Origin of the sequence: Bradyrhizobium diversitatis (assembly GCF_016031635.1) — a bacterium.
GTDB classification, from domain to species: Bacteria; Pseudomonadota; Alphaproteobacteria; order Rhizobiales; family Xanthobacteraceae; genus Bradyrhizobium; species Bradyrhizobium diversitatis.
Genome location: NZ_JACEGD010000021.1, coordinates 1 through 25108, shown reverse-complemented (window position 1 = coordinate 25108; position 25108 = coordinate 1). Strand labels below are relative to the sequence as shown.

At 64.1% G+C, this 25108-nt stretch carries 26 protein-coding genes and 1 tRNA gene; 16 read left to right on the top strand and 11 right to left on the bottom strand.

From position 1 onward, the window contains the following. Positions 1–177 precede the first annotated feature (177 nt). The 3 genes from H1B27_RS22990 to H1B27_RS22980 all read left to right on the top strand — a co-directional run bounded on the left by H1B27_RS22990 (position 178) and on the right by H1B27_RS22980 (position 1009). Entirely contained in the window at positions 178–360 is a 183-nt protein-coding gene (locus H1B27_RS22990) for a hypothetical protein (RefSeq protein WP_197967620.1), read from the top strand. Then, positions 360–593 (top strand): hypothetical protein, encoded by a 234-nt coding sequence (locus H1B27_RS22985; RefSeq protein ID WP_311976973.1) that lies wholly within the window; start codon positions 360–362, stop codon positions 591–593. The genes H1B27_RS22990 and H1B27_RS22985 overlap by 1 nt, the downstream gene beginning before the upstream one ends. Before the next feature lie 342 nt (positions 594–935). Beyond that, positions 936–1009, top strand: a tRNA-Gly gene (locus H1B27_RS22980). Between the two features lie 73 nt (positions 1010–1082). Here H1B27_RS22980 and H1B27_RS22975 read toward each other — a convergent pair. From H1B27_RS22975 to H1B27_RS22965, 3 genes are read right to left on the bottom strand one after another with little or no spacing between them, the layout of a single operon-like run. Further along, positions 1083–3737 (bottom strand): cation-translocating P-type ATPase, encoded by a 2655-nt coding sequence (locus H1B27_RS22975; protein ID WP_246515622.1) that lies wholly within the window; start codon positions 3735–3737, stop codon positions 1083–1085. Between the two features lie 21 nt (positions 3738–3758). Beyond that, the gene (locus tag H1B27_RS22970; protein ID WP_197967619.1) at positions 3759–5042 is read right to left on the bottom strand and encodes an MgtC/SapB family protein; all 1284 of its coding nucleotides are present in this window, start codon (positions 5040–5042) and stop codon (positions 3759–3761) included. Continuing rightward, on the bottom strand, positions 5039–5218 hold the full coding sequence (locus tag H1B27_RS22965; RefSeq protein ID WP_197967618.1) for a hypothetical protein: 180 nt from the start codon (positions 5216–5218) through the stop codon (positions 5039–5041). The genes H1B27_RS22970 and H1B27_RS22965 overlap by 4 nt, the downstream gene beginning before the upstream one ends. 431 nt (positions 5219–5649) lie before the next feature. On the opposite strand from H1B27_RS22965, the gene H1B27_RS22960 reads away from it, so the two are divergent. Next, the gene (locus H1B27_RS22960) at positions 5650–7935 is read left to right on the top strand and encodes a heavy metal translocating P-type ATPase (protein ID WP_197967617.1); all 2286 of its coding nucleotides are present in this window, start codon (positions 5650–5652) and stop codon (positions 7933–7935) included. Between the two features lie 90 nt (positions 7936–8025). On the opposite strand, the gene H1B27_RS22955 is transcribed toward H1B27_RS22960, so the two are convergent. Next, positions 8026–8688 (bottom strand): DUF6789 family protein, encoded by a 663-nt coding sequence (locus H1B27_RS22955; RefSeq protein WP_246515620.1) that lies wholly within the window; start codon positions 8686–8688, stop codon positions 8026–8028. Positions 8689–8911: 223 nt separating this feature from the next. On the opposite strand from H1B27_RS22955, the gene H1B27_RS22950 reads away from it, so the two are divergent. Beyond that, a complete protein-coding gene (locus tag H1B27_RS22950; RefSeq protein ID WP_197967616.1) occupies positions 8912–10264 on the top strand; it encodes a ferredoxin reductase family protein in 1353 nt (450 codons plus the stop codon). Positions 10265–10542: 278 nt separating this feature from the next. Here H1B27_RS22950 and H1B27_RS22945 read toward each other — a convergent pair whose 3' ends face one another. Further along, positions 10543–10779, bottom strand: a complete 237-nt coding sequence (locus tag H1B27_RS22945; RefSeq protein ID WP_028182355.1) for a DUF6894 family protein — start codon at positions 10777–10779, stop codon at positions 10543–10545. 332 nt (positions 10780–11111) lie between these two features. On the opposite strand from H1B27_RS22945, the gene H1B27_RS22940 reads away from it, so the two are divergent. Continuing rightward, positions 11112–11303 (top strand): hypothetical protein, encoded by a 192-nt coding sequence (locus tag H1B27_RS22940; RefSeq protein WP_061877021.1) that lies wholly within the window; start codon positions 11112–11114, stop codon positions 11301–11303. Positions 11304–11615: 312 nt separating this feature from the next. Here H1B27_RS22940 and H1B27_RS22935 read toward each other — a convergent pair whose 3' ends face one another. Beyond that, positions 11616–12044 (bottom strand): DUF2267 domain-containing protein, encoded by a 429-nt coding sequence (locus tag H1B27_RS22935; protein ID WP_245311862.1) that lies wholly within the window; start codon positions 12042–12044, stop codon positions 11616–11618. 174 nt (positions 12045–12218) lie between these two features. Between H1B27_RS22935 and H1B27_RS22930 the strand changes: the two genes are divergently transcribed. The 5 genes from H1B27_RS22930 (at position 12219) to H1B27_RS22910 (ending at position 15290) form a co-directional block, all read left to right on the top strand. After that, positions 12219–12785 carry an HPF/RaiA family ribosome-associated protein gene (locus H1B27_RS22930; protein ID WP_197967615.1) on the top strand — a complete coding sequence of 189 codons (567 nt, stop codon included), beginning with the start codon at positions 12219–12221 and terminating at the stop codon, positions 12783–12785. A 297-nt stretch (positions 12786–13082) separates the two neighbouring features. Next, positions 13083–13535 (top strand): DUF2231 domain-containing protein, encoded by a 453-nt coding sequence (locus H1B27_RS22925; RefSeq protein WP_061877019.1) that lies wholly within the window; start codon positions 13083–13085, stop codon positions 13533–13535. Then, the gene (locus H1B27_RS22920) at positions 13532–14866 is read left to right on the top strand and encodes a PQQ-dependent sugar dehydrogenase (RefSeq protein WP_197967614.1); all 1335 of its coding nucleotides are present in this window, start codon (positions 13532–13534) and stop codon (positions 14864–14866) included. The genes H1B27_RS22925 and H1B27_RS22920 overlap by 4 nt, the downstream gene beginning before the upstream one ends. A gap of 26 nt (positions 14867–14892) precedes the next feature. Then, the gene (locus H1B27_RS22915; RefSeq protein ID WP_061030115.1) at positions 14893–15096 is read left to right on the top strand and encodes a hypothetical protein; all 204 of its coding nucleotides are present in this window, start codon (positions 14893–14895) and stop codon (positions 15094–15096) included. A gap of 23 nt (positions 15097–15119) precedes the next feature. Next, complete coding sequence (locus H1B27_RS22910) at positions 15120–15290, top strand: hypothetical protein (protein ID WP_197488619.1); 171 nt, start codon at positions 15120–15122, stop codon at positions 15288–15290. A gap of 66 nt (positions 15291–15356) precedes the next feature. On the opposite strand, the gene H1B27_RS22905 is transcribed toward H1B27_RS22910, so the two are convergent. Both H1B27_RS22905 and H1B27_RS22900 read right to left on the bottom strand, forming a co-directional pair. After that, a complete protein-coding gene (locus H1B27_RS22905) occupies positions 15357–15740 on the bottom strand; it encodes a type II toxin-antitoxin system VapC family toxin (protein WP_197967613.1) in 384 nt (127 codons plus the stop codon). Continuing rightward, positions 15737–15994, bottom strand: a complete 258-nt coding sequence (locus H1B27_RS22900; RefSeq protein ID WP_061877016.1) for a type II toxin-antitoxin system Phd/YefM family antitoxin — start codon at positions 15992–15994, stop codon at positions 15737–15739. Before H1B27_RS22900 ends, H1B27_RS22905 begins: the two co-directional genes overlap by 4 nt. 188 nt (positions 15995–16182) lie before the next feature. Between H1B27_RS22900 and H1B27_RS22895 the strand changes: the two genes are divergently transcribed. From H1B27_RS22895 to H1B27_RS22885, 3 genes are all read left to right on the top strand, one after another. Further along, positions 16183–17388, top strand: coding sequence for an MFS transporter (locus tag H1B27_RS22895; RefSeq protein WP_061877015.1), 1206 nt, complete (start codon positions 16183–16185; stop codon positions 17386–17388). 180 nt (positions 17389–17568) lie between these two features. Beyond that, positions 17569–18798: a CaiB/BaiF CoA transferase family protein gene (locus H1B27_RS22890; protein ID WP_197967612.1), complete on the top strand. Its 1230-nt coding sequence runs from the start codon at positions 17569–17571 to the stop codon at positions 18796–18798. Positions 18799–18966: 168 nt separating this feature from the next. Then, complete coding sequence (locus H1B27_RS22885; protein WP_014494475.1) at positions 18967–19182, top strand: hypothetical protein; 216 nt, start codon at positions 18967–18969, stop codon at positions 19180–19182. 90 nt (positions 19183–19272) lie between these two features. On the opposite strand, the gene H1B27_RS22880 is transcribed toward H1B27_RS22885, so the two are convergent. Next, positions 19273–19938, bottom strand: a complete 666-nt coding sequence (locus tag H1B27_RS22880) for a TetR/AcrR family transcriptional regulator (RefSeq protein ID WP_028181114.1) — start codon at positions 19936–19938, stop codon at positions 19273–19275. Positions 19939–20144: 206 nt separating this feature from the next. On the opposite strand from H1B27_RS22880, the gene H1B27_RS22875 reads away from it, so the two are divergent. Further along, positions 20145–21380: an acyl-CoA dehydrogenase family protein gene (locus tag H1B27_RS22875; protein ID WP_197967611.1), complete on the top strand. Its 1236-nt coding sequence runs from the start codon at positions 20145–20147 to the stop codon at positions 21378–21380. Positions 21381–21511: 131 nt separating this feature from the next. Beyond that, complete coding sequence (locus H1B27_RS22870; RefSeq protein ID WP_061877011.1) at positions 21512–22570, top strand: phosphotransferase family protein; 1059 nt, start codon at positions 21512–21514, stop codon at positions 22568–22570. A gap of 127 nt (positions 22571–22697) precedes the next feature. Here the strand turns inward: H1B27_RS22870 and H1B27_RS22865 are convergent, their stop codons facing one another. Continuing rightward, entirely contained in the window at positions 22698–22994 is a 297-nt protein-coding gene (locus tag H1B27_RS22865) for a GIY-YIG nuclease family protein (RefSeq protein WP_061877010.1), read from the bottom strand. A 281-nt stretch (positions 22995–23275) separates the two neighbouring features. Then, on the bottom strand, positions 23276–24448 hold the full coding sequence (argE, locus tag H1B27_RS22860) for an acetylornithine deacetylase (protein ID WP_197967610.1): 1173 nt from the start codon (positions 24446–24448) through the stop codon (positions 23276–23278). Positions 24449–25108 lie beyond the last annotated feature (660 nt).

Genomic DNA, 25108 nt, shown 5'->3' with positions numbered 1-25108 from the left:
GCAAGTCCCAAGGACGTGGCACGGCAGCCCGTGCCGACAATTCCGAAGCAAAATATTGCGTGGCCGGCAAGCGGCGAAACCGTCCCGAAACCCGATTGCGGCCTTGCCATGTGAACGCCGCCGGAACTGGTCGCGACTGATGGACCACAAACGACAAGCTTTTTGCTGGAGGCGGCAATGTCGGGTCATACCATCAAGATCATCTGCGACGCGCGGCGGGCGGGGCAATCCGAGCCGGCCGACCTGCACGACCAGGCCGGCCATCACCGCTACGGCAGCTCGGCCGAGAACGGCGGCGAGCGGATCGTGGAAAGCCGGCGCGGCAAACGGCCGCGCGCGCTCAACATCGGCGGCTTCTGATGCCTTTCGGCGAACCGGTGGTTCATATGAACGTCCTGCAATTGTCGATCGCGGCGATGCCGTTCCTGCTCGCAATCATGAGCCGGACGGGCAAAGCGGTCCGTTCCGTGCCTTCCGACGAGCCTCTTCACGGTGCTGCTTGGCGGCGAGCCGCACCGTGCAAGTCGTGGGCCCGGTGCCTCGGCATGCTGATCGCCGCCGTCGCGCCGCGCGAGCGGCTTCGGGCCGGCTGACCGGCTTCCAGTTTCAAAGAAACCGCAAGGAAAAGGCGCGGCGGGGAGGCCCCGTCGCGCCCGATTTCTTGCTCGCTGGTCCAGGGCTGAGAGCGCCCCGATGCCAAGCCTTTAGTCAAAGCTCAGCGGGCGATCCCAGCGAGGTGACAGCGCTTGAGATAAGACACTGGATCACCTCCTTTCGTTGGTTTCGGGAAACATCAATATAGGCAGCCTTGCCGCCGCTGTTAAGGGCGGCGGGTCCGGAGGAACCGGGGCGGTCCGCGAAGCGCGTGAGGGCCGAGAAAGCAACCCCCTCGGCAGTTGAGACCGCCGCCCGGCCGTGTTAGGGGATCGACCGACGCGGGTGTAGCTCAATGGTAGAGCAGCAGCCTTCCAAGCTGAATACGAGGGTTCGATTCCCTTCACCCGCTCCATTCCGATCCCGTGGCTCCGGATCCAAAGTGCCGCGCGGCGGTGCTCGCGGAGAACATTGCAGGCGGCGGTGATTTAGCGACCTCGATTGGCAAGCGCGATGATGGCGCGGCCGACCTGAATGAGCAGCGATGGCGCCAGGCTGCAGCCCGTGATGACGGCCCACATTGCCGCCGTCGGAGGGGTGACGTGCAGGACCTCCGCCATCAGCGGCCAGTAGGGAGGAACCGCGAGCAGAGCGCCGCAGAGGCCGACGGCAGCCCAGATCCATGGATTGCGCGTGACCTCGTTGGCGACGACGCCGGAGCGGCTGCTGCGCATGTCGAAGACGTGCCAGAGTTGCGCGAATGCGATCGTCAGGAATGTGGTGGTGACCACTGCCTCGCCGGTCCAGCCGGCCGAAAGCGCCAACCCAAGCGCCGCGAAAGTTCCGCCCGCCAGCGGAATGCTCTGCAGCACGATCGTTGTCCATTGCCGACGACCGAGGATCGGCTCCTTCGGATGGCGCGGCGGCCGCTCGAGAATGTCGCGTTCTCCCTCGCCCATTGCCAGTGCGAAAGCGGGGAATACGTCGGTCACGAGATTCAGGTACAGGATCTGCAGCGGCAGGATCGGCAGGGGCAGTGCCGCCGCGATCGCGATCCCAACAACCAGGACCTCGCTGATGTTGCAGGACAGAAGGTAAGCGACGGCCCGACGGATATTGCCGAAAATGACTCTGCCTTCCCGAACCGCCTTGACGATCGTCGGAAAGGCGTCGTCGAGCAGGATCATCGCCGCCGCCTGGCGCGCGACGTCCGTTCCGCGCAGGCCCATGGCCACGCCGATGTCGGCCTGCTTCAACGCCGGTGCATCGTTCACGCCATCCCCGGTCATCGCGACGATTTCGCCGGACGCCTGATACGCGCGTACGATCGCAAGTTTCTCCGCCGGGCTGACGCGGGCGAAGATGCCGACGCGCTTCAGCTCCTGCGGATGCTTTGCGATGAGATGCTCGACATGGCGGCCTTCCGCCACATGGTCAGCCTCGAGCCCGATCGCACGGCCTATGCTGCGGGCCGTGACGGCATGATCGCCGGTCACCATGACGACGCGGATGCCGGCTTGTCGGCAATCGCGGATCGCCTGCGGAACGTCGGCGCGCGCAGGGTCTTCCAGGCCGACGAGGCCCACGAATACCAGCTCGCCATAGGGCTGAGCATCTGCGGATGTCGCCAGTTTGGTCGCGCAGGCGAGCACGCGCAGGCCGTGCTGTCCGAGCTCGGCAATCCGCCCGCTCCATAGACGGCGCGCGGCTTCGTCCAGTGTCGTCTCGCCGTTCTCGGTGAGCATGCCGGTGCACGCGGCGAGCACATGCTCCGGTGCACCCTTCACGGCATAGAAATACGTGTCGCCGTGCTGGTGCACGGTCGCCATCATCTTGCTTTCGTTGTCGAAAGCGTGCTTGGCCGCGATCGGAAAGCCGCGCAGCAGCTCGCGGCGATTCAAACCTGCCGCCCGGCCAGCCAGCAGCAGCGCCACTTCCATGGGATCACCGCTATGGGCTACTCCCCCATGGCCAAGCGAGGCCTCGTTGCAAAGTACCGTTGCATGCAGCAGCCGCTGGAGCAGCGCATCGCCGGCAAGCTCCTCCGCGCCGGCCTTTTCGACTTCGCCGGATTCGACCCACAACCGCCGCACGGCCATCCGGTTCTCGGTGAGCGTGCCGGTCTTGTCGGTCAGGATCACCGTGGTCGCGCCCAATGTCTCGACCGCGGAGAGCCGCTCCAGCAGCGCATTCTGGCGGGCCATGCGCCACATCCCGCGGGCGAGCGCGAGTGTGGCCACAATCGGCAGGCCCTCGGGAATGGCGGCCACCGCGAGCGCTATCGAGGATTCCACAACCAGGAAAGCATCTTCTCCCTTCGCCATTCCAACCGCCGCGATCACGACGGTCAGAAGCCCGACCGCCCAGACGAGCTGCCCGGACAACCATGCGAGCCTGCGTTCAACCGGTGAGCTCTCAGGCTCCGCTTGTTCGACGAGGTGGGATATCCGGCCGAGTTCGGTCCGGGCCCCCGTCGCGACGACGACGCCAAGACCGCTGCCGCGCGTCACGGCCGTGCCCTTGAACAGCATCGATGTGCGCTCGGCGATCCGCGCATCTTCGGCGGCCGGCTCGGGCGACTTGTCGACCGGCACCGACTCGCCCGTCAGGGTCGACTCGTCGGCCGCAAGCCGCGAGGCGTCCACGATGCGCAGGTCGGCCGAGATCGCATCGCCTGCCTCGACGAGGAGCATGTCGCCGGGTACGAGATCCGCCGCCGGGAGCACGCGCGTGTGACCGTCGCGTCGCACACGAGCCGATGTCCGGCCAAGCGCGCGCAGGGCCTCGATCGATCGCGCTGCCCTGATTTCGGTCAGGAAGCCGATGAGGGTATTGAGGACAAGAACCGCGACGATCGCCACGCCTTCCGCGAGCTCGCCGAACCAGAAGGCGAGCGCAGCGGCTGCCGCCAGCAGGTAGACCACCGGGGTCTGCAGCTGGTGAAGAAGTATGGTCAGGGCGCTGATCCGCTTCCTTGCAGCGATCGCGTTCGACCCGAAGCGGATGCGGCGCTCCGTCGCCTCATGTTCCGCGAGGCCTTGCTCCGGCTCGACTTGAAGCGCGCGAAGGATGTCGCTCGCCGGCAACGAATGCGCGGTCGCCGTTGTCAGTCCAACTTCATGCATCAAATCGCCTTTCGGCATCAGACCTGCGCCTCTTCCCGGCTATCTCTGAAACATCTGGTGAGCGACATCAGGACCGACTGCACCGGCCCATGCGGCCGCGATGACCAGCACCAGGCCGGGGATCAGCCGCAGCGCGAACGAGCGCCCGCCGCTGACCCAGCCAACGACGATCTTGCTGAGCGTATTTGTCGACAGCGCCGCCAGAATCGGAGTCGCAGCGTCGGCGGAGCTGATCTTTCCCGAGGCGGCGAGGGTGGCTGTGGCGACGGCCGGCGAATGCGTATCTGCGAGCCCGGCTACGGCCGCGCTGACCAGCAGACCGATTTCCCCAAACGCGTCCCGCAGGCCGGCAGCGAGCACGAGGACTCCGGAGAGCGTCAGCGCCAGCAACAAGGCCGACGGCAGGCTGAAAGCACGTCCGAGCTGGAGCTCGGCGGCGCTCGTCTCTCGCATGCCCTTCACCGTGAAGATCGCGCCATAGAGACTTGCCGCGGCACCGGCACAGAGGAGCGGAATCATCAGACTCTGCAATGTCGCGAGATTTGTCGCTGCGAGCACCGCGACGAGCTGAACGATCGTTGCGACGGTCGAAAGCGTTGCGCCGGCGGTAGCGGCGCCAAGCAGCTCCGGTGCCTTGCGGGCCCGCGCCCCCATCGCTCCGATCGTGGCCGTGCTCGAGACAAAGCCCGAGGCGAAGCCTGAGACAGCAAGACCGCCTCTTGCGCCGAGCAGGCGTATTGCAACATGCCCGGCGGCGCCGATGGCCATCACCAGAATGACGATGATCCAGATCGCGCGTGGATTGAGCGCGCCATAGGGGCCCAACGGCCGATCCGGAAGCAAGGGTAGGACAACGAGCGTGGCGGCGGCAAAGATCAGGCCGTCCTTGACCTCGCCTTCGCTGAGCACCTTGCGGACGAAGTCGTGCAATGCCGCACGGGCTGCAAGCAGGATGGCCAGAATGACGGCAACGCCCGCGGCCAAAAGCGGACGCTGGGTGGCCAGTCCGCCAAGCAGAACCGTCAGGATGAGTGCGATCTCCGAAGTCAGGCCGGGATCGTCGCTCCTGGACCGGAGATAGGCGATCGCGGTCATGGCCATGATCCCGGCGGTCACGAGCGCCAGCAGGCCCTTGCCGCCGATCATGACGCTGACGGCGCCGGCGAGTGATGCCGCGGCAAAGGTACGCAGCCCGGCAGGCGAGCGCCCCGGTCCCTCGCCCTTGCGGCGTTCTCGCTCGAGACCGATCAGGAGCCCGATGCCGAGTGCAACGATGATGGCGATGACGTCGGGGCTCAGGCTCGGCTTCAGAAAATCCATCATGTGTACTGCACGGCGTCACGTTCTTGTGCTTGTGGCGGTGCTTCGATCGCGACTGCTGCCCAATCCCGCCGGATTCGTATCAACGTCATGGTGACCGCGGGCAGCAATAGATCAAGTGCGACGCCCGCTGGCTCGAGAAAAGGGAGGCCGACGACGACAGCAATGAACGGCAGCATCGCATGCATCCGCCGCGAGCGTGCCGGAGATGCGACAGGAGATCCCGGCACGGTATCCACTTCGAGTTATCTCATGCAAGGACCAGCGGCTTGGAACTATCGACGAGGCCGCCGCCAGGCCTCTTGATTTCGCTCAATCTGACGGCCGCAGAGATGTCGCAAGCCCGCGATCTCGTTGAACGTGGCTGAGAATGTTGCCGCCGCACGGGATTTCGTTCGGGCGCAGTGGATAGGACCCGAGATGTCGCGGTCCGTGAGTGGCAGGGATTCTCGTTATCGCTTCGCATACGCCAGTTGCGGCCAACCTTGCAATGATCCCTGTGAAGGAGCGCTTGCGAATTGGTGTGTCTTCATCGCTGCGGTTGATCCTGCTCAAACAACGGTGCTGGTTTCGGGCGAGAGTAACGTTCCGTTAGCTGTGGGACCAAACCATGTCGTTTGAGCGGGTCTTGCGATGGACCCTGGTTGCGATTGCAATCGCAGGATTGGCCGCAGGTATTCTTGCGCGAGCCGCCGGCCGCCTCGATCTGGCCGATCTCGCATGGGCGCTCGGCACTGCGCCCGTGATCGGCGGACTGGCGGTTTCGATCGTCAGGGACCTGCTGGGCGGCCGTCTGGGCGTGGACGCGATTGCGCTGCTGTCGATGAGTGCGGCGCTGGCACTGGGCCAGCCGCTTGCCGGCGCCGTCGTTGCGCTGATGTATTCCGGCGGAAATGTGCTGGAGGACATCGCGATCGCGCGGGCGGAGCGCGACCTGCGATCCCTGGTCGATCGGGCACCGCGGCACGCTCATCGCAAGAACGACGAGCGGATCGGGGACGTGCCGATCGAGGAAGTCGCAGTCGGCGAACAGCTCCTGGTGCGGGCAGGCGAGATTGTGCCTGTCGACGGTATCGTGGGCTCGGTCTCGGCCACGATCGACGAGTCCGCGGTAACAGGCGAACCCATTCCGGTCGAGAAGACACGCGGCAGCGCAGTGCTTTCGGGCTCACTCAATGCGGGTGAGACCTTCGAGTTGACCGTGACCGCGCCCGCGGGCGAGAGCACCTACGCCGGCATCGTGCGGATGGTGACGGCGGCCCAGACGGCGAAGGCTCCCTTCGTGCGAATGGCCGACCGATATGCGCTGATCTTTCTGCCGGTGACGCTCGTCATGGCCTTCGTGGCGTGGCGCATCTCCGGCGATCTGACCCGTAGCCTTGCCGTGTTGGTGGCGGCGACGCCTTGTCCACTGATCCTGGCCGCACCGGTCGCCTTCATCGCCGGCGTGGCGCAGGCGGCCCGCCGCGGCATCTTGGTCAAGGGCGGAGCGGCGCTGGAGGCGCTGGCGCGCGCGCACACCGTCCTGCTCGACAAGACCGGCACTCTGACCGTGGGAGGGGCGCGGTTGCTCTCCGTCGAGGTCGCGCCGGGGCAGGACGCGGACGATGTCCTGACGCTTGGCGCATCGCTCGAGCAAGCCTCGCATCATGTGCTCGCGAAGGCGGTCGTTGCGGCCGCCGTCGATCGCGGTCTCAAGCTGAGGCCGCCGGAACATGTCAAGGAGACCATGGGGTCGGGCCTGAGCGGCCTGATCGATGGACGCCAGGTCACCGCCGGCTCGCGAGAGATGCTTCTCTCGCATGCCGAGCTATCGCCGTGGGAACTGCGCGCCATCCGGCGCGCCTCGTGGCGTTCGGCGTTGATCGTATTCATTGCTGTTGATGGGCGACCAATCGGCGCACTGCTGCTGGCCGACGAGCTGCGTCCCGATACGCCACGCGCGATCCGGCTGCTGCGCGATGCCGGCATTGTGCGGATGGTGATGGTCACCGGCGATCGCGCCGCAGCGGCGCAGGCAATCGGTGCGGCGCTCGATCTCGATGCCGTGCTGGCCGACCGCGTCCCTTCGGACAAGGTCGAGGCGGTTCGTACCGAGCAGCGCCAGCATCCGACCATCATGGTCGGCGACGGCATCAATGATGCCCCGGCGCTGGCCGTGGCCGACATCGGGGTCGCGCTCGGCGCTCGCGGCGCGAGCGCCTCGTCCGAGGCCGCGGACGTGGTGATTCTGGCGGACCGGCTCGATCGGGTTGGCGAAGCGATCGTGATTGCACAGCGGGCACGGCGTATCGCCGTGCAGAGCATTGTCGTCGGCATGGGGCTGTCACTGGCGGCAATGGTCGCCGCCACTCTTGGCTGGCTCGATCCCGTGCCCGCGGCGATCGTCCAGGAGGTGATCGATGTTGCGGTCATTCTGAATGCGCTGCGGGCGCTCACTCCGGCCCTGGTCAGGGGCGGCCCGCGCATCACGACGGAGCAAGGCTTGTCCTTGCATCACGATCATCAGGCCCTCTTCAGGGATCTCGATTGCCTGCGCGATATCGTCGACGCGCTGGACGACGTGGCGCCCGAATCCGCCGCGGCGTTGATCGGGGAAGCCCACCGCCTGGTTCAGACTAGCGTCGTGATGCACGAGCGCGAGGATGAGGACAGCGTCTATCCAAAGCTTGCCGAGGTTCTGCGCGACCGCCATGGCCTGTCTGCCATGAGCCGCGCGCATCGGGAGATCCTGCACCTCGCCCGGCTGCTCGCTCGGATCGTCGAGGACATTCCGTCTGAGAAGATCGATCGCTATCTGGTCCGGGACGCTCAGCGGGTCATCGAGGCGATTGAAACGTTGGTGCGCATGCACACGGCTCAGGAGGAGGATATCTACGAAGCCGTGGCGGCATAGGCGACAGCTCGATATGCGGGCGGGCCAAGGTTGATCTGGAGGAATCCCTTGTCCTCCTGTCGCTCGAATATGGGAAGTGTACCGGCGATCTCACCAATGCTGTAGCCGGTCTTTGCCGGTCTTTCCGTCCTTGGCGTAGAGCGCATTGTAGACAGTGCCCATGACGATGCTGTAGCTGAGCAGCATCATCAGAGAGAACAATGCCGGCGAGATGCCGAGCCCTGCATCGAGCGCAAAGAAGCCGAGGCCGATGATCGGGAAGAACGCCAGCCCCATGATGATCCATCCGAAGACTCCGAACACGGCACCCTTCGTCACCCCAGTCTTGCCGGGTAACCGCTGATAAGAGTATCCGAAAACAAGCCCGACCAGTGTGGAACCGTTCAGGAATGATAGCGCCCACGGCACCATCGGATCGACGGCGCTCCCAACCAAATGACTGAGCGTTGCTTGGAGATTGTCGTAGGGCTGAAACGATGTAAGCAGCCCTGCGCGAGATTTGAGATACATCAGCAGCGAATGGGCGATACTGCCGGCAATACCTGCGGCAATCGACTTCCATATCCGATCGACTGTTCGTCGAGACATCGGCGGCGCATCCGGAGCCGCAGTGGCTGGCCCGGAAACTTGGCTCCCTATTTGCTCCGGCCCTTGGATATCTTGCGTGCATAGCGCGGCGACAGGACCGGTCGGACCAAATGCTGAAGTTGTGGTGCAAGCCGCACCTGTAACTGCGACGAACAGCATTCTCATCGCGGTACCCCAGTTCAGCGAAAGCCTGCCCGCAGTTCGATCCATTTGTCTTGACGTGGATCAACGCTGGAAGGGTTGCCAGACAGGAGGAGCTGGCCTCCCACAACTGCCTTTGTGGCTTCTGATGTGCGCCGCATTGAGTGAGCTCAATGCGACACGGCTCGATCGGCTGCATTGTGCCTTGCGATCGGTCACGCCGATGTCGGCATGAGACAGGGCCCACATGCAAAATCCAAAGCGGGCATTTTGGGGTAGTCTGGCGGTTCTCGTCCTGCTCTGGCTGGTTGCGGAACCCCGTCCATTCGGGACCGGTCCCTTTTTCCCGCTTCGCGAGAGGATGGTGCAGTTAAGCGGCGTCCTGGCAATCGGTTGCATGAGCATGGCGATGATCCTCGCATTGCGACCGCGCTGGCCGGAGGCGTGGCTCGGCGGCCTCGACAAGATGTACCGCTTGCACAAATGGCTCGGCATCACGGCCCTTGTGACGGCCATTGTTCATTGGCTATGGGCCAATGGCCCGAAATGGGCAGTTGGCTGGGGTCTGCTGGCGCGACCGGAGCGGGGGGCGAGGCCCATCATCGAGAATCCCATTGAAGCCTTCTTTGCCAGCCTGCGCGGATTGGCGGAGGGGCTCGGCGAGTGGGCATTCTATGGGACTGTGGTGCTGATCGTTCTGGCACTCGTTCAGTCGTTTCCCTACCGGCTGTTCTACAAGACGCATCGGCTCATCGCCCTTGCGTACCTCGTGCTGGTCTTTCATGCCGTCACTCTGATGAAGTTCAGCTACTGGATGTCCCCGCTCGGCTGGATCATGGGCGGGCTGCTTGCCTGCGGCACGTGGGCGGCCGTTCTTGCGCTCCTGCGACGTGTGGGCGCTGGGCGGCAGGTCAATGGCAGGATCACCTCTCTGAAATACTATCCCGGCGTCAGAGCAATCGAGACGGAAATCGAGGTGCCGCACGGCTGGCCGGGACACAGACCGGGCCAGTTTGCCTTCGCCACGTCGGACACCTCGGAGGGTGCCCATCCCTACACGATCGCGTCCGTCTGGAGCGCTGAAAGCCCCAGGATCACCTTCATCACCAAGGAACTGGGCGACCACACCAGCCGGCTGCGGGAGAAGCTCCGCGTCGGGCAGGAAGTAAAGGTGGAAGGGCCCTATGGTTGCTTCACTTTCGACGACGATTGCGCGCACCAGATCTGGATCGGCGGCGGCATTGGCATCACGCCTTTCGTCGCCCGCATGAAGGAGCTGGCCATGCAGACGGGGACTCCCGCTTGCACCATTGCGCCGACGGTTCACCTCTTTCACACCACGGCTGATGTCGACGAGGAGGCGCTGGGAAAGCTTGCAGCAGATGCGCACTCGGCTGATGTACGCCTGCACGTTCTTGTCGACGCCCGTGATGGACGACTGAGTGGCGAGCGCATTCGCGAAGCGGCGCCGGAATGGCGCACGGCAAGCATCTGGTTCTGTGGCCCGACCGCCTTCGGTGAAGCGCTCAGGCGAGACTTTGCCACGCACGGCTTTCCTGTCGGCGACAGGTTCCATCAGGAAATCTTCGCGATGCGATAGCGCAGAGATCGAAACTGCCGCGCACTTCGCTGTCGGAATGCCAGAATGCTGTGCCCTGCGGCGAGCTGGAGGGAGGCGACGCCAGCATAGTCATCTTCCGCTTGCACCAATAGGTGATCAAAATCCAGTCGGGATGCTGGCCGCTGTTGAGCCAGTGGCAAGCATCCAGCGTCGGCGCTGCTATTGTTTTGGATCGCATCAAGAGAGTATCTCCGTCCCTTGCTGGGCAGAGACGGCAGGCGGATCGCAAGACGAGCGCCATCTCGAAAGCACCCGGCCTATTGCTTCAGCCGGGCAATCTCAAATACAAAGGCGGCCTGGAAGATTGGTCCGCTCATCGTTCGAACCTCGATCGCCATGTGCTGGCGCTCATCGAGTGGGGGAAGGTCCTTGGCCAGATCGCCTAACGCTCTTGCAGCTTCGATCTCGGCCGCCTTCTGATCGGCGAGATCAAGGCCCTCTTCGTCGGGGTAGAGATCCTGGCCGTCTCTAATGTCGAAGTAGTACCGGGTCATCACGGCGCACCCTCTGCAGGCGGGAGCGCGCGCGGTCTCTCAGCCACCGACGCCCTGGTTGGCTGATGTCGATGATACCTGAAAATATGGGGCAAGAGCTCCGATGTTCCAAGCTAATTCTTCTTCGATCCGGGCTCGGTAGGGAACTCATGGTCGAACGATGAGTTGACTTGGACCCGCTTGCGAGTAGCCGCGCCCGAAGATGCCATGAGCGCGAGCACTGTGGTGGCCAGCCACTACGATCGTCCAGCCGCCTGCAAGCGCTATTCGCCTCAGACAATCAGGCAACGTGACCGGCAGACGCCGCGTTCACTCAATCGAAGGACAACGAAATGAGGACGAATGACCATCGCACGGATCGTGCCAAGCGCGAGGCCGACAAGCTGTTCAAGCAGGTCGACACGACGAAGACGAAACGGCCGAGTGACTATGAAATCGCGCAACAGTCGTTTCAAGACAACCGCGAGCGCTTGAAGGCGGAGCGCTTGGCTCGGGAGGCCAAGTCGACTGGTCGACGCAAATAGGGACGTGTTCGGCAGCGCTGCTGTTTCGACGTCAGGGATGGAGAGGCGCTCATAGCGAAGCAAAGCGCACGAGGACAACGATGCTGCCTCACGTCTGGCCGTCCGGGCCATCCTCCCAAGGACGCTCGCCGCGCGCATCGCGATCCCATGCTGACTCCTTCGGGCGGCCTGTCGCTTCATCCGCGGTTTCACCGGCGGTGGCTCCGCCGTGCGGAAGTTGCCGAACCTCTTCCCCCAGAAGTCGATCGGCAACCGTGACGATCAGAAACGTCGAGCGATTGATCGCGTTTCATGCACCGCCCCCCGGTCTGGTCAGCCCTGTAGATTTCTGAGCGGCGCCGGAAGATGGGCCATCAACTTCTCGAATTCGCCGGGATCCAGCTTCTCCCACAGCACTTCGTAGACGCCGCGGGCGGCGCCGAGCGCAGTGAGCGGGAACTGCGGCGGAAGCTCCCTGGCGACATGTGCCGCAAATTCCTCGATATGCCGTTCCTTGGTCGGCGTTGCCGCCAAGCGCCAGCCCTCGTAGTAGATACCTCGCACCATGATCGGCAGCTGAGCCCCGAGCTTGACCACCACCTCCGGCGGCAACCGATCACGCAACGCATGCAGAACGGCTCGCAATGCACTGTAGGCCTGGTGGCGGTTCTCCAGGGCCAGCTGCTCGTCGATGGCCTTGAGCCAGACATTTATTTCCTGGACCGAATGATCCAACGCAGTCACACCCGTGGACATGCTCATGATGTTGCTCCCGGACCAGAGACCGATCGTTGATTATTCGCGGGTTCGGGCTGGCATGCTTTGACGTGCCGCAAGGTTCCCACGGCGGATTGCCAATCGGATCGGGTTGATCTCACGCAAAGTTTTGGGCGCATCGTGTGCTCAGAATGTCCGTCCGATAAGAGGAGCGCGACCATGCAAACCCCGGCTCAAATCGAGTTCGAGCACGTGACGGCGTCCCCGAAGCTGCAAGCTGCGATCGACGGGCACATCGCTGAGCTGGAAAAGCGCTACGGTCGAGCGACCGCGGGTCGCATCATCGTGAGAGGCCCTGGTGATCGTCACAAGACGGGCGGTCAATACCAGGTGAGCATCCGCCTGTGCCTTCCCGAAGGGCGCGAAGTCAATGTCGGGCGGACGCCCAAGCAGGACGAGCGGTACGCCGATCTGACCTTTGCGGTGGACGATGCATTCAAGCGCGCACGGCGGCAGCTGCAGGACCAGGTGCGTGTGATGCACGGCCAGACCAAGCTCCACGAAGGATTGCCGGTCGGGACCGTCGTGCGTATCGATCCCAGCGGCGAGTTCGGCTTTCTGGAGGGGACCGATGGCCAGGAGGTCTATTTCAATCGTAACAGCGTTGTGGAGGGGCGCGCGAGCATCGCTGTCGGCTCGCGTGTCAGCTTTGTTGAGGATCTCGGAGAGAAGGGACCACGGGCCAGCACGGTCAGGGTTCTGAACAAGCACAGCTTGCGGACGTAGGTGCTCCATCACTGAATCGTGCATGATGGTTTAGTAGCTGGATGCCTCGGGCCGCATTGGCGCGGAGCGATCGGCTGCGCCCTGGGGCTCGAAGCTCGCGACTACGTGAAGGATTTGGCCCGGCCGTTGTTCCCGTCGGATATGGGCGGGAGAGCCATGGCCTCGCTTCACGATGGCGAAAGCGCGCAAGGGCGGCGTGTGAGGTCGGCGCACGGCTTGCTGCACAACGGTAGGAACCTTCATCGCGGGCCTGAGTTGGCCGCACGGGCAGGGGCCAAAAGTCACACGAGGCCAATCGTGCAAGAAGACGTGCGCGTGCGCAGCACCGCGCAGATCGCGGGTCATCCCATTCATCCGATGCTGGTGCCGATCCCGATCGCGTGTTTTGTCGGGGCGCTGCTGACTGACATCGCCTATGTCGTCAGCGCCGAGATCATGTGGGCGGATTTTTCGGCTTGGCTTTTGCTCGTCGGCGTCATCTTCGGCGTGCTGGCGGCCATCGCGGGCCTGACCGATTTCCTCGGTAACCGGCTGGTGCGGGCGCAGGCGCCGGCCTGGCCGCATTTGATCGGCAATGCGGTGGTGCTGATCCTGGCGATCTTCAACACGATGATCCACACGCGCGATGCCTGGACCTCGGTCTGGCCGAGCGGGCTCGTTCTGTCCGCGATCACCGTGCTGATCCTGCCGATCACGGGCTGGCTCGGCTGGGCCATGGTCTATCGCCACGGCGTGGGAGTTGCGCGATGAAGCACTTGTTCACTCACGCGCTGTTGTGCTCGTCGCTGCTGTTTCTGGCCGGCTGCAATGACGGCAGCGGCGATCCCAGGGCGCAAGTAGGCGCCAACCCGACACTCCCCGACATCCAGCAATATTTGCTGCCGCCGATCCATATCGCCCGCATCGTCGGTTGGAAGAAGGATGAGACACCGACGGTTGCGCAGGGCTTGCAGGCCAAGGCCTTTGCCACGGGCTTGCAGCACCCGCGCTCGCTCTACGTGCTGCCCAATGGTGACGTGCTGGTGGTGGAATCCAAGGCGCCGAAGGGCGCACCGATCAAGCGGCCCAAAGAGATCGTGATGGGTTTCGTCGAATCCTGGGCGACCTCCGGCGGCGATACCGGCGCGAGCAATCGCATCACGCTGCTGCGCGACAGCAATGGCGACGGTGTGCCGGACACGCAAAGCGTGTTCCTCGACCATCTCAATTCGCCGTTCGGCGTCGCGCTGGTCGGCAACGATCTCTATGTTGCCAACACCGACGCGATCGTCAGATATCCCTACACGGAAGGGGATACGAAGATCACCGCGCCGGGCACGGTGCTGACGCCGCTGCCGGGCGGACCGATCAACCATCACTGGACCAAGAGCCTGGTGGCGAGCCCCGACGGTTCGAAGCTCTATGCCGGCGTCGGTTCCAACAGCAACATCACCGAGAACGGCATGGAGGCCGAGCACAACCGCGCCGCCATCCTCGAGATCGATCGCGCCAGCGGCCGCTGGCGCGTGTTCGCAAGCGGTCTGCGCAACCCGAACGGCCTCAGCTTCGAGCCGCAGACCGGCGCGCTGTGGACGGTGGTGAACGAGCGCGACGAGCTCGGCCCCGATCTCGTCCCCGACTACATGACCTCGGTGAAGGACGGCGGCTTCTACGGCTGGCCCTACAGCTATTTCGGCCAGCACGTCGATCCCCGCGTCAAGCCGGAGCGGCCGGATCTCGTCGCCAAGGCGATCGTGCCGGACTATGCCCTGAGCTCGCATGTCGCTCCGCTCGGGCTCGCCTTCAATACCGGCACCGGTCTGCCCGCGGCCTATCGTGGCGGCGCGTTCGTCGGCGAGCACGGCAGTTGGAACAGGCACGTGCTCAACGGCTACAAGGTCGTGTTCGTGCCGTTCGCGGATGGCAAGCCGAGCGGTCCGCCGCAGGACGTCGTCACGGGCTTTCTCAACGGCGACAACCAGGCGCGCGGCCGCCCCGTCGGCGTCGCCATCGACAAGACCGGCGCGCTTTTGATCGCAGACGACAGCGGCAACACGGTCTGGCGGGTGAGCGCGCCGCATCCGCAGCTGACGCAACATTAGACATCGAGAACGGGAGGAGTTCGACAATGGGCCTTGCTCAATATGCCATCGTACCGGTGCAGGACGAATGGGGCGTGCTGCATGACGGCGACGTCAAGAGCCGATACGCCACCAAGGAAGCCGCCTTCGAGTCGGCGGTGGCCGCGGCATCCCTGGCCCTTCGCGAGGGGCATGAAGTCCATGTCAGCGTGCCCGGCCGCGAAGCCGGCGACAACGCGCTCGGTGTGTAGAGCACCGAGAGAAGGAGGCCGAGGTGACCAAGCCCCGTGAGCAGAACGGCGTGGAGCCGCCGCTGTCGGAGGACGACATCCAGCGCGAGCAGCTCGGGCCGCGCGGCGTGCCCGGTGCGCCTGACCCGGCCAAGATGACGCCGCAGCGGGACAAGAAGACGCCGAAGCACATCGATCCCGGCCACACCGCGTGATGCGGCGGGCGAGCTCTCAGCTCTTTGAATTCGGCGCGCAAGACACCGCAGCGCTTCGCACGCGACTTACACCGCCGCGGTAATATCAGTCTGCGCAAAGCCATCGCCGATATAGAGCAGCGCGCAGCCATTCTCCTTTGCGACATCGTAAGCGAAGCAATCGCCAAAGTTGAGGCCGGCAGGATGGATTCCTCGGCCCCAACGTGAGTAGATCTGCGCTACGCGCTCAGCGGAGGCTCGGGTCACCGAAATCACGTTGAAGCCGAGATTTGCGATCAGGTTCTGCATCTCTTCGTGCACGCCGCGGCGCGCAGCGACGATCAGGCTCTCGGCAGCGGTGGCGGCCGAGATCAGGATTTCGTCAGCGGTCTCCAGGGCAGCGATGCAGGCATTGGCTTTGGGCTCGTCGAGCACGATTGCCATGAGTGCCGACGTATCGACCGCGATCATTCCGGCAGTCCGTCGTCACCAAAAAGAAAGTCCTGACTGCGGGCCGCATCCGGGCCGGGAAGGGCTTTGGCTGCGCCGTTCTTGCGCGCAGCCTCGAGCACCGCGCGGCGGGTTGTAAGGTCCGGCGGAAGCTTGATCGGAACGAGCCGCACCGCAGGATGTCCGTGTCGCGTCAGGATCACCTCGTCGCCGGCTTCTGCACGGCGAACGAGATCGGTCAACTGTCCCTTGGCCTCGGTGACGGAGACTCGCATCTCATTGTTCCATTTGTGAGTTTCCACAAAATGGACCAGAGAATAGTCCGTGTCAATCGGGCGGGGCTTCTTCGGCTCTGCGAATGCGGCTTCTCACCATTCGGAACTTACATTCCTCGATCCTGCGATCTGCCGCTAAGAGATGTGAGCCGGCGCGATCCGCGCCCGGCAGGCAGGCGACGTTTGGAATGCGGTTCTTGAAATCTGACGGCAGGCTCATCGGCGTCCTGCTGGTGCTCGCCATCACGCAGCTGGTCGGATGGGGCACGATCGGGCTTCCCGCCATCGTCGGGCGCGATCTCGCCGCCGATCTCGGCATGAGCCTGCCGGCGGTGTTCGCCGGGACATCCGTTCTCTACGTCTCGATGGGGCTGTGCGGCCCGTTGCTCGCCAAATCCTTTGCGCGGCATGGCGCGCGGACGGTCATGATGGTCGGTACGATCGTCACTGCGCCGGGCTTCGTGCTGCTCTCGCTCGCGCGCGAGCCGATGCTTTATTTTGCAGCGTGGATCGTGCTCGGCATCGCCGGCAGCGCCACGCTGTCGACCGGCGCCTATATCATGCTGAACGAGGTCGCGGGGCGGCGGGCCAAGAGCGCGATCGGCGCGCTCATGCTGGTGACGGGCCTGTCGAGCAGCATCTTCTGGCCGACCACCTCGTTCCTGAGCGGTCACCTCGGCTGGCGGGGGACGTGCCTCGTCTACGCGGCGATGATGCTCGTCGTCAGCCTCCCGCTCTATGCGTTTTTCGCGCCGCGCCGGCAGATCGCAATGGATGATGGCGCCGATCCGGCCAGGCGGTCGCCGCCGCCTGCGATCCCAAGGAGCACGTTCGGCCTCGTCGTTGCGGCGATCACGCTGAACGCCTTCGTCACTTTCGGCATCAGCGCCACCCTGATCGAGCTGTTGCGGGCGGAGGGGCTGACGCCGGCGCAGGCACTCGCCTTCGGCTCGATGCTGGGCGTGATCCAGGTCAGCGCCCGTGGGCTGGATTTCCTCGGTGGCGGGCGGTGGGACGGGATCACGACCGGGCTCGTGGCGGGCACCGCATTGCCGATCGCCATGCTGCTGCTGATGATGAGCGAGGGCGCCACCTGGGCGGTCGCGGTGTTCATCCTGCTCTATGGTGCCGGCAGCGGCGCGATGGCCGTGGCGCGGGCGACCATCCCGCTCGTGTTCTACGACCAGGCCGAGTTCGCCAAGGCGATGTCGATGATCGCACTGCCGCTCAATCTGGCATCGGCGGTCTCGCCGCCGCTCCTCGTCGGCCTGCTGACCCAGTTCGGCAGCCGCGGTGCGCTCGGTCTCACCTTTGTCTTCTCCTGCGCCGCGGTGCTGATCCTGGCCCTGCTCGGCCGCCGCCGGCCGCGGGTGGTCGCTGCGGGCGCAACCTGAGACCTCGAGACGAAATTCGCGGTGCGGAAAGTTGCGGGCTGGAATTGGCGCCGCTGCCCCGCAGGGGATGGCCGTATGCCGTCAGTGCAGTGCTCAGAGCACGAAAATAGTGTATCCGCAGGGAGCGCGGCCTTTCGATCTCGCCGCCGCGCCAAGATCAGTTCCCCGGAGGAAATCGGTATGTCGGCCTTGCCGCTCTCAGGCATCAAGATCCTTGACCTCACCCGCGTGCTTGCCGGGCCCTTGTCGGCCCAGATGCTCGGCGATCTCGGAGCGGAGGTGATCAAGATCGAGCGGCCGGGCACCGGCGACGACGCGCGCGCCTTCGGCCCCCCTTACCTGACCGACCCCGAGGGCAAGGCCAACAACAACAATTCGTTCTATCTCTGCGCCAACCGCAACAAGAAGTCCGTCACCGTCAACATCGCCAAGCCGGAAGGGCAGGCGATCGTCCGCGAGCTCGCCAAGGACGCCGACGTCTTCATGGAGAACTACAAGGTCGGCGATCTCAAGCGCTACGGCCTCGACTATGAGACCATCAAGGCGATCAATCCCGGCATCATCTATTGCTCGGTGACCGGTTTCGGCCAGACCGGACCGTATGCGCCGCGTGCCGGCTATGATGCCATCCTTCAGGCGATGGGCGGATTGATGAGCGTCACCGGCCATATCGACGGCGAGCCGGGCGAGGGCCCGATGAAGGTCGGCCCGTCGATCGTCGACTACATGACCGGCATGAACGCCTCGATCGGGATTCTCTCGGCGCTCTACCATCGTGATGCCAATGGCGGGCAGGGACAGCACATCGACGTCTGCCTGTTCGATACCGTCATCGCATCCTTGTCGCACTGGCTGCAGATCTATCTCGTCAACGGCAAGACGCCGCCGCGTCGCGGCACCTGGGGCAATGGCGGCATGCCGGCCGGCGTGTTCCGCTGCGCCGACGGCGAATTGATGCTGGTGGTCGGCAATGACGGCCAGTTTCAGCGCACCTGCGCGGTCCTCGGCGAGCCCGAGCTTGCGAACGATCCGCGCTTCGTCAAGAACAACGATCGCGTCGTGCACGGCAAGGAGATCATGGCGATCTTCGCCGGCCTGTTCCTGAAGCAGCCGGTGGCCTACTGGCTGGAAAAGCTGGAGGAGGCCGGCGTGCCGTCAGGTCCGATCAACAATTTCGAGCAGGTGTTTTCCGATCCGCACGTCCAGTCGCGCGGCATGCGGGTGAAGGTCGACCACCCCTTCAAGCCCGATCTTTCGCTGGTCCGCAACGCGCTGACCCTCTCGGAGACGCCGATCCAGACCTACCGCGCTCCGCCGCTGCTAGGGGAGCACACCCAGGAGGTGCTCGGCGGCAAGCTCGGCTATGATGCCGGCAAGATCGAGGCGTTGAAGAAGCAGGGGATCATCTAGCCGGAGGGGAGCGCAAGCCTCGGCGCGACCGTGCGACGGCCGAGGATGCTGGGGCTTGCCTGAAGCTTGCGCGCAATCCCCAAATAATCCCGGTCCGTAGTCGCACAGGCTTCCCCTTCGCGCGAGACTCTGATTCGATCCCTCCACTTGAGTTCGGGAGGGAAGTGAATGTCCTACACGATCGGGTTCCAGGCCAAGGACCAGAAGGCCATTCTGGCGACCGAGGCGGCCACCGCCAATCAGGCCGTCGCTATCATTGCTGCGCTGCGGCAGAGCGCCGACGAAATAAAGTTCATCCGCTCGCCGCAGGAAGGCGAGATGGGCATCGAGATGCTGCTGCTGCTCGCCAAGGAAGAGGCCGAGGAGATGCCGCAGCGGGTGTAGCCCGCTGTCGCCGCTAATTTAGACTGCGGATGTCCGAGGTCTTGCCGCAAGCGGGACTGACCTCGCACGGCTTTCGACCGATATTCTCGATCAGCGCGCATCCCGCGCCAGTGCGCGCGGCTTTGCCTCGACTTTTCCCGCCGTCAGCGCCATCGTCGCGACGCTGACCACGCGCGCGACCACGTCCTCGACGTCGTCGAGATCGCATTTGCCTTCCGACAGCTTCGTCAGCCGTTCGCTCTCGCGGATGGTGTGGTGCGCCATCGCGAGCGCGAAGTTGAGGCCCCAGTAGATATCGACCTCGCTGCGCTCGGGCAGGGCGCGGCGCATCGCGCCGGCGAATTTCCGCAAATGGTCGATCTCGCGGTTCTTGATGCGGCGGATCGGCGGCACGGATTCGATCGAGGCGCGGATCATGAAGCGCGCGGCGGTGGAGCGCTGGTTCGCCGGGCCAAGGCAGCCGCGCAGGGTCGGCCCGACCAGCGCGCGCAGGATCACCTCGATCGGCGCGCGGCCGCCGCCTTGCTCTTCCGCCGCCTTCAGTTCGCGCAGGCGCTCGCGGTTGGTGGCGATCGAGCGTGTGACGAACAGCTCCGCGATCAGCTCGTCCTTCGAGCCGAAATGATAGTTCACCGCCGCCAGGTTGACATTGGCCTCCGCGACGATGTCGCGCAGCGTCACGTCGCCGAAGCCGCGATCGGCGTAGAGCCGTTCGGCGGCGGCGAGAATGGCAGACCTCGTATGATCGCTGGCCATGGGAGCCCTCAGGGAGGGGAGTTGCAATTCAAACAGTTGTATGAAACTATCGTTTGAAGGCCGGGAAAGTCAATCCGCAATCAGAACTCATTCGCAACTGTGATGGGTTCCGGTGCGCCTCGCAGCTTCGCGCTTGCGGGCCGCGCGCGGCGGGAGGACAGTCCGGCGCAAAAGGGTTTGCGAGAGAGAAAAACGAGGAGCGTCCCATGGATTTTGATCTGTCCACCAAGCAGAAGGAATGGCTCGACCGCGTGCGGTCCTTCATGGCCAAGCACGTGCGCCCGGCGGTGCCGATCTACGATCAGCAGGACCACAGTGGCGAGCGCTGGAAGGTGATCCCGATCCTCGAGGACCTCAAGAAGAAGGCGAAGGCCGAAGGCCTCTGGAACATGTTCATGCCGCCGAACGAGCATGAAGATGATGAATTCCGCGGTGCGGGATTGACCAATCTCGAATACGCGCTCTTGTCCGAAGAGATGGGCCGCATCACCTGGGCCTCCGAGGTGTTCAACTGCTCCGCGCCTGATACCGGCAACATGGAAGTGTTCATGCGGTACGGCACCAAGGAGCAGAAGCGCAAATGGCTGCGCCCGCTGATGGACGGCGAGATCCGCTCCGCCTTCCTGATGACGGAACCGGCGGTCGCCTCGTCCGACGCCACCAACATCGAGACCCGCATCGAGCGCGACGGCGACCACTACGTCATCAACGGCCGCAAATGGTGGTCGTCCGGCGTCGGCGATCCCCGCTGCAAGATCGCGATTCTGATGGGCAAGACCGATTTCAAGGCGGCCAAGCACCAGCAGCAGTCCCAGATCCTGGTTCCGCTCGACACGCCCGGTATCAAGGTCGAGAAGATGCTGCCGGTGTTCGGCTTCGACGACGCCCCGCACGGCCACGCCCAGGTGCTGCTCGAGAACGTCCGCGTGCCGAAGGAGAACATCCTGCTCGGCGAGGGCCGCGGTTTCGAGATCGCGCAGGGCCGTCTGGGCCCCGGCCGCATCCATCATTGCATGCGCACCATCGGCAAGGCCGAGGAGGCGCTGGAGAAGATGGTGAAGCGGCTCACCTCGCGCACCGCCTTCGGTAAGAAGATCGTCGAGCACTCCGTGTGGGAGCAGCGCATCGGCGAAGCCCGCACCAACATCGAGATGACGCGTCTGCTCTGCCTCAAGGCGGCCGACATGATGGACAAGGTCGGCAACAAGACCGCGCAGGCCGAGATCGCCATGATCAAGGTCGCCGCTCCCAACATGGCGCTGAAGATCATCGACGAGGCGATCCAGTCGTTCGGCGGCGCCGGAGTGTCGGACGAGGCGGGTCTTGCCAAGGACTATGCCCACATCCGCACGCTCCGTCTCGCCGACGGTCCGGACGAGGTGCATAACCGCGCCATTGCCAGGCTCGAAGTTCGGAAGTATGCCAACTCTCCCAATCACTAAGCGGGGGAGCCCTGCGGCGCTCCCGACTTGAAGAAACGACGGCACATGATCCAATTGCGGTAACCGCTTGACGCAAGTGCGTCAGCGGTTACCGATTAGGATCATGTTCGGACTGAAGAGGGAGCGTCACCGTGGCTGACGGCGTCAGGAAAGACGAGGAGTTCTCGGGCACCAAGCCGGTCGAGGAGCGTCATCGCTTCGACGAACTGCGGCTCGAGGCGTGGATGCGCGAGAACGTCGAAGGCTTCGAAGGCCCGCTGGTCGTGCTCCAGTTCAAGGGCGGCCAGTCCAACCCGACCTATCGCCTCAACACGCCGAACCGCTCCTACGTGATGCGCCGCAAGCCGTTCGGCAAATTGCTGCCCTCGGCGCATGCGGTCGACCGCGAATATCGCGTGATCGCCGCGCTCGGTAAACAGGGCTTTCCGGTCGCGCGCGCCTATGCGCTGTGCCAGGACGACAGCGTCATTGGTGCGGCCTTCTACATCATGTCGATGGAGGAGGGGCGGGTGTTCTGGGATCCGACGCTGCCGAGCCAGGCGCCGGACGACCGGCGCAAGATCTTCACCAGCAAGATCGAGACGCTGGCGAAGCTCCACATGTACGATCCCAACGCGATCGGCCTAGGTGATTTCGGCAAGCCCGGCAACTATTTCGCGCGCCAGATCGATCGCTGGACCAAGCAGTATCGGGCATCCGAGACCCAGCACATTCCCGAGTTCGAGAAGGTCGCCGAATGGCTGCCGAGGACCGTGCCGGAGCAGGCGCGCGTCTCTATCGTCCACGGCGACTATCGCCTCGACAACATGATCTTCCACGCGACGGAACCGCGCGTGCAGGCGGTGCTGGACTGGGAGCTGTCGACGCTTGGCGATCCCATGGCCGACTTCACCTATCTTTTGATGCAGTGGATCATGCCGGGCCTCGAGGGCGCCGACCTCAAGGCGCTCAACATCCCGAGCCTGGAAGAGGCCGCCCAGATCTACTGCAACGTCACGAAGATGACGGTGCCCGATCTCAACTGGTATTTCTCGTACAATCTGTTCCGTCTCGCCGGCATCACGCAAGGAATCGCCGGCCGCGTCCGCGACGGCACCGCGGCGAACGCCAAGGCGCTTGAATCCGCCAAGCGCACCGTGCCGCTGTCGAAGGCGTCGTGGGAATACGCGCAGAAGGCGGGCGCGGTGTAGGGAATCAATGGCGCGGCCGATGGCCGCGCGTTCTTGCTTTGTGGCGCACTCTTGTGCTGTTCCGCACCCCGCTCGTGTCCCGGACGCGGTGCAGCACGAAGTGCTGCTCCGCAGAGCCGGGACCCGGTCATGTTGCCAAAGTATTCAGCTCATCCGTTAGATCGCGCCAATCCGGATTGAGCCCTTCGATTAGCTTGAGCTTCCACGCACGTCGCCAGCGCTTTAGCGAATGCTCGCGTGAGCGTGCTTCGAGTACCGACTCAAACGCTTCGAAATAGACGAGCAGTGTCACGTCATACTGCCGCGTGAATCCGGGGATAAGCTTGGCTTTGTGCTCGCCGACTCGGCGGACGATGTCGTTCGTAACGCCGATGTAGAGAGTACCGTTTCGTTTGCTTGCAAGGATATATACGAAGTAAGGCATGGTCGTGCAATCTTGGCCGGAGATGCGCCCAAGAGTTGCATGGTTCGATGCCTTCGCCAAGCATTCTGGGTCCCGGCTCTGCGGAGCGTCACTTCGTGACGCACCGCGTCCGGGACACGAGATCCGGGTCGTGGCTTCGACGATTACGCTGCGCTCAGCTCGAAGAAGCGGCAAATTAGTCTGAGCAGCAAGCCCTCTGACCATACTCTCGTGTCCCGGACGCGGTGCAGCACGAAGTGCTGCTCCGCAGAGCCGGGACCCAGTCACGTCGCCGATATTGCCTACGCGTTCTTACAATGCGCGATCAGTCTCTCCACAAATCCTGCGCATTTCTCCAGCTCCGCCATCTCCACGAACTCATCGGGCGTATGCGCCTGCGCGATCGAGCCGGGGCCGATCACCACCGACGGGATATCGGCCATGCTGGAGAACAGGCTCGCCTCGGTGCCGAAGGCGACCTTGGCATGGTCGTTGCGTCCCGCCAGGCTTTTGGCGAGCGTGACGATCGCGGCATCTGCTTGCGTGTCGAGGGCGGGGTAGTCGAGGATCTCCTCGAAATCGATGCCGCACTCCGGATGCCTCGCCTTCATCGCCGGCTCGAGCTCGGCCTTGGCCCAGGCGACGATCGCATCCGTGACCTCGCGCGACTCAGTGATGCCGATGCCGCGGCATTCGAAATCCACCGTGCAGGTGTCGGGCACGATGTTGAGCGCCGCGCCGCCGTGGACGATGCTGGTGAGCAGCGTCGAGTGCGGAACGTCGTAGAGGCTGTCCGTCGAGCGCACGGCCGCAAGCTTCTCGGCGCGGCGGCGGATCTCGACAATCAGCTCGGCGGCATATTCAATCGCGTTGACGCCGTCGGGCGCGATCGAGGAATGCCGAGCGAGGCCGCGAAAGGTGGCGCGCACGCCGTGCTTGCCCTTGTGGCCGATGATCACCTGCATCTGGGTCGGCTCGCCGATGAAGGCGCCGAGCGGCTTGACCTTCTTCTTCGCGACCTCGTGCAGCATCGGCCGCACGCCGACGCAGCCGATCTCCTCGTCATAGGAGATCGCCAGATGAATCGGCGTTTTGAGTCTCGCCTCCACCATCTCCGGCACCATGGCGAGGCAGACCGCCACAAATCCCTTCATGTCGGTGGTGCCGCGGCCGTAGAGCTTGCCGTCGCGCTCCACCAGCTTGAACGGATCATGGCTCCAGTCCTGGCCCACGACAGGCACCACGTCGGTATGGCCCGACAGCACGATGCCCGGCCGGTCCTCGGGGCCGATCGTGACCCACAGCGCGGCCTTCTCGCCGGTCTCGTCGGTAACGCGCTCGCCCTTGATGCCGAATGTGGCGAGGTAGCTCTCGATATGGGCGATCAGGGGCAGGTTGGTGCGGTCGCTGATGGTGTCGAAACCGACGAGGTCGGCGAGGAGTTTTCGGATCCGGTCGGGTCTTGAGCTTGGCATTGTCTCGTTCTGTCGAGGGAATGGAGGCTGAAACGCTTGCAGGAACCATACCAATGTGGTGCTCGGTCGGGCAAATCAACATCGCAACCGTCATTCCGGAGCGATGCGCAGCATCGAGCTATGGTGCGCAATTGCGCACCTGAGGATCCATCGGGCCGCATCACCCGCGGTGACATGGATTCCGGGTTCGCGCCTTCGTCGCGCCCCGGAATGACGAGGGAAGAGCTACCAGACCTTGCGTTGCCCGTCGGGCAAAACACCCAAACCGTCGGTCAAGACGCCTCGCCGAAAATATCCCGCTTTACCGAAATTCGGAAACGGCGTATGTGTCGCCGCAACCCGGCCCATGGAAGAGGGGCGTATCGCGATCGTCACGAACGCGGGCCGGGCGGCGGTGGACGCAGATGGCGTTGGCACGAACGGGCTTGCAGGGCGGGCAACCGTGAGCAAGGTCGTCGTGCATACGACCGGTGCCATCAGCGTACGGCAAAATCGTGTGGTCCTGGCGCCCGGGGTCTGTGCGCCAAGTGTTGCGGTGACGTTGCGGCCCGACCGGGCTCGCAGCGTCAGTCATCCGCAAGGCGACGGGGGCAATAGTGCATCGCTCCCTGGGGAGATCGCGACATAAGCCGTAAAACCACTGCGCAGGGAAGGCCGGGA

Bases quoted from the DNA above. Each gene is read 5' to 3' on its own strand.
- H1B27_RS22875 (WP_197967611.1), top strand. From the start codon at position 20,145: ATGGATTTTGATCTGTCCACCAAGCAGAAGGAATGGCTCGACCGCGTG.
- H1B27_RS22920 (WP_197967614.1), top strand. From the start codon at position 13,532: ATGAAGCACTTGTTCACTCACGCGCTGTTGTGCTCGTCGCTGCTGTTT.
- argE (WP_197967610.1), bottom strand. From the start codon at position 24,448: ATGCCAAGCTCAAGACCCGACCGGATCCGAAAACTCCTCGCCGACCTC.
- H1B27_RS22940 (WP_061877021.1), top strand. From the start codon at position 11,112: ATGAGGACGAATGACCATCGCACGGATCGTGCCAAGCGCGAGGCCGAC.
- H1B27_RS22985 (WP_311976973.1), top strand. From the start codon at position 360: ATGCCTTTCGGCGAACCGGTGGTTCATATGAACGTCCTGCAATTGTCG.
- H1B27_RS22900 (WP_061877016.1), bottom strand. From the start codon at position 15,994: ATGCGAGTCTCCGTCACCGAGGCCAAGGGACAGTTGACCGATCTCGTT.
- H1B27_RS22930 (WP_197967615.1), top strand. From the start codon at position 12,219: ATGCAAACCCCGGCTCAAATCGAGTTCGAGCACGTGACGGCGTCCCCG.
- H1B27_RS22990 (WP_197967620.1), top strand. From the start codon at position 178: ATGTCGGGTCATACCATCAAGATCATCTGCGACGCGCGGCGGGCGGGG.
- H1B27_RS22905 (WP_197967613.1), bottom strand. From the start codon at position 15,740: ATGATCGCGGTCGATACGTCGGCACTCATGGCAATCGTGCTCGACGAG.
- H1B27_RS22895 (WP_061877015.1), top strand. From the start codon at position 16,183: ATGCGGTTCTTGAAATCTGACGGCAGGCTCATCGGCGTCCTGCTGGTG.
- H1B27_RS22880 (WP_028181114.1), bottom strand. From the start codon at position 19,938: ATGGCCAGCGATCATACGAGGTCTGCCATTCTCGCCGCCGCCGAACGG.
- H1B27_RS22955 (WP_246515620.1), bottom strand. From the start codon at position 8,688: ATGAGAATGCTGTTCGTCGCAGTTACAGGTGCGGCTTGCACCACAACT.
- H1B27_RS22865 (WP_061877010.1), bottom strand. From the start codon at position 22,994: ATGCCTTACTTCGTATATATCCTTGCAAGCAAACGAAACGGTACTCTC.
- H1B27_RS22945 (WP_028182355.1), bottom strand. From the start codon at position 10,779: ATGACCCGGTACTACTTCGACATTAGAGACGGCCAGGATCTCTACCCC.
- H1B27_RS22915 (WP_061030115.1), top strand. From the start codon at position 14,893: ATGGGCCTTGCTCAATATGCCATCGTACCGGTGCAGGACGAATGGGGC.
- H1B27_RS22885 (WP_014494475.1), top strand. From the start codon at position 18,967: ATGTCCTACACGATCGGGTTCCAGGCCAAGGACCAGAAGGCCATTCTG.
- H1B27_RS22975 (WP_246515622.1), bottom strand. From the start codon at position 3,737: ATGCCGAAAGGCGATTTGATGCATGAAGTTGGACTGACAACGGCGACC.
- H1B27_RS22890 (WP_197967612.1), top strand. From the start codon at position 17,569: ATGTCGGCCTTGCCGCTCTCAGGCATCAAGATCCTTGACCTCACCCGC.
- H1B27_RS22950 (WP_197967616.1), top strand. From the start codon at position 8,912: ATGCAAAATCCAAAGCGGGCATTTTGGGGTAGTCTGGCGGTTCTCGTC.
- H1B27_RS22965 (WP_197967618.1), bottom strand. From the start codon at position 5,218: ATGCTGCCGTTCATTGCTGTCGTCGTCGGCCTCCCTTTTCTCGAGCCA.
- H1B27_RS22960 (WP_197967617.1), top strand. From the start codon at position 5,650: ATGTCGTTTGAGCGGGTCTTGCGATGGACCCTGGTTGCGATTGCAATC.
- H1B27_RS22935 (WP_245311862.1), bottom strand. From the start codon at position 12,044: ATGAGCATGTCCACGGGTGTGACTGCGTTGGATCATTCGGTCCAGGAA.
- H1B27_RS22970 (WP_197967619.1), bottom strand. From the start codon at position 5,042: ATGATGGATTTTCTGAAGCCGAGCCTGAGCCCCGACGTCATCGCCATC.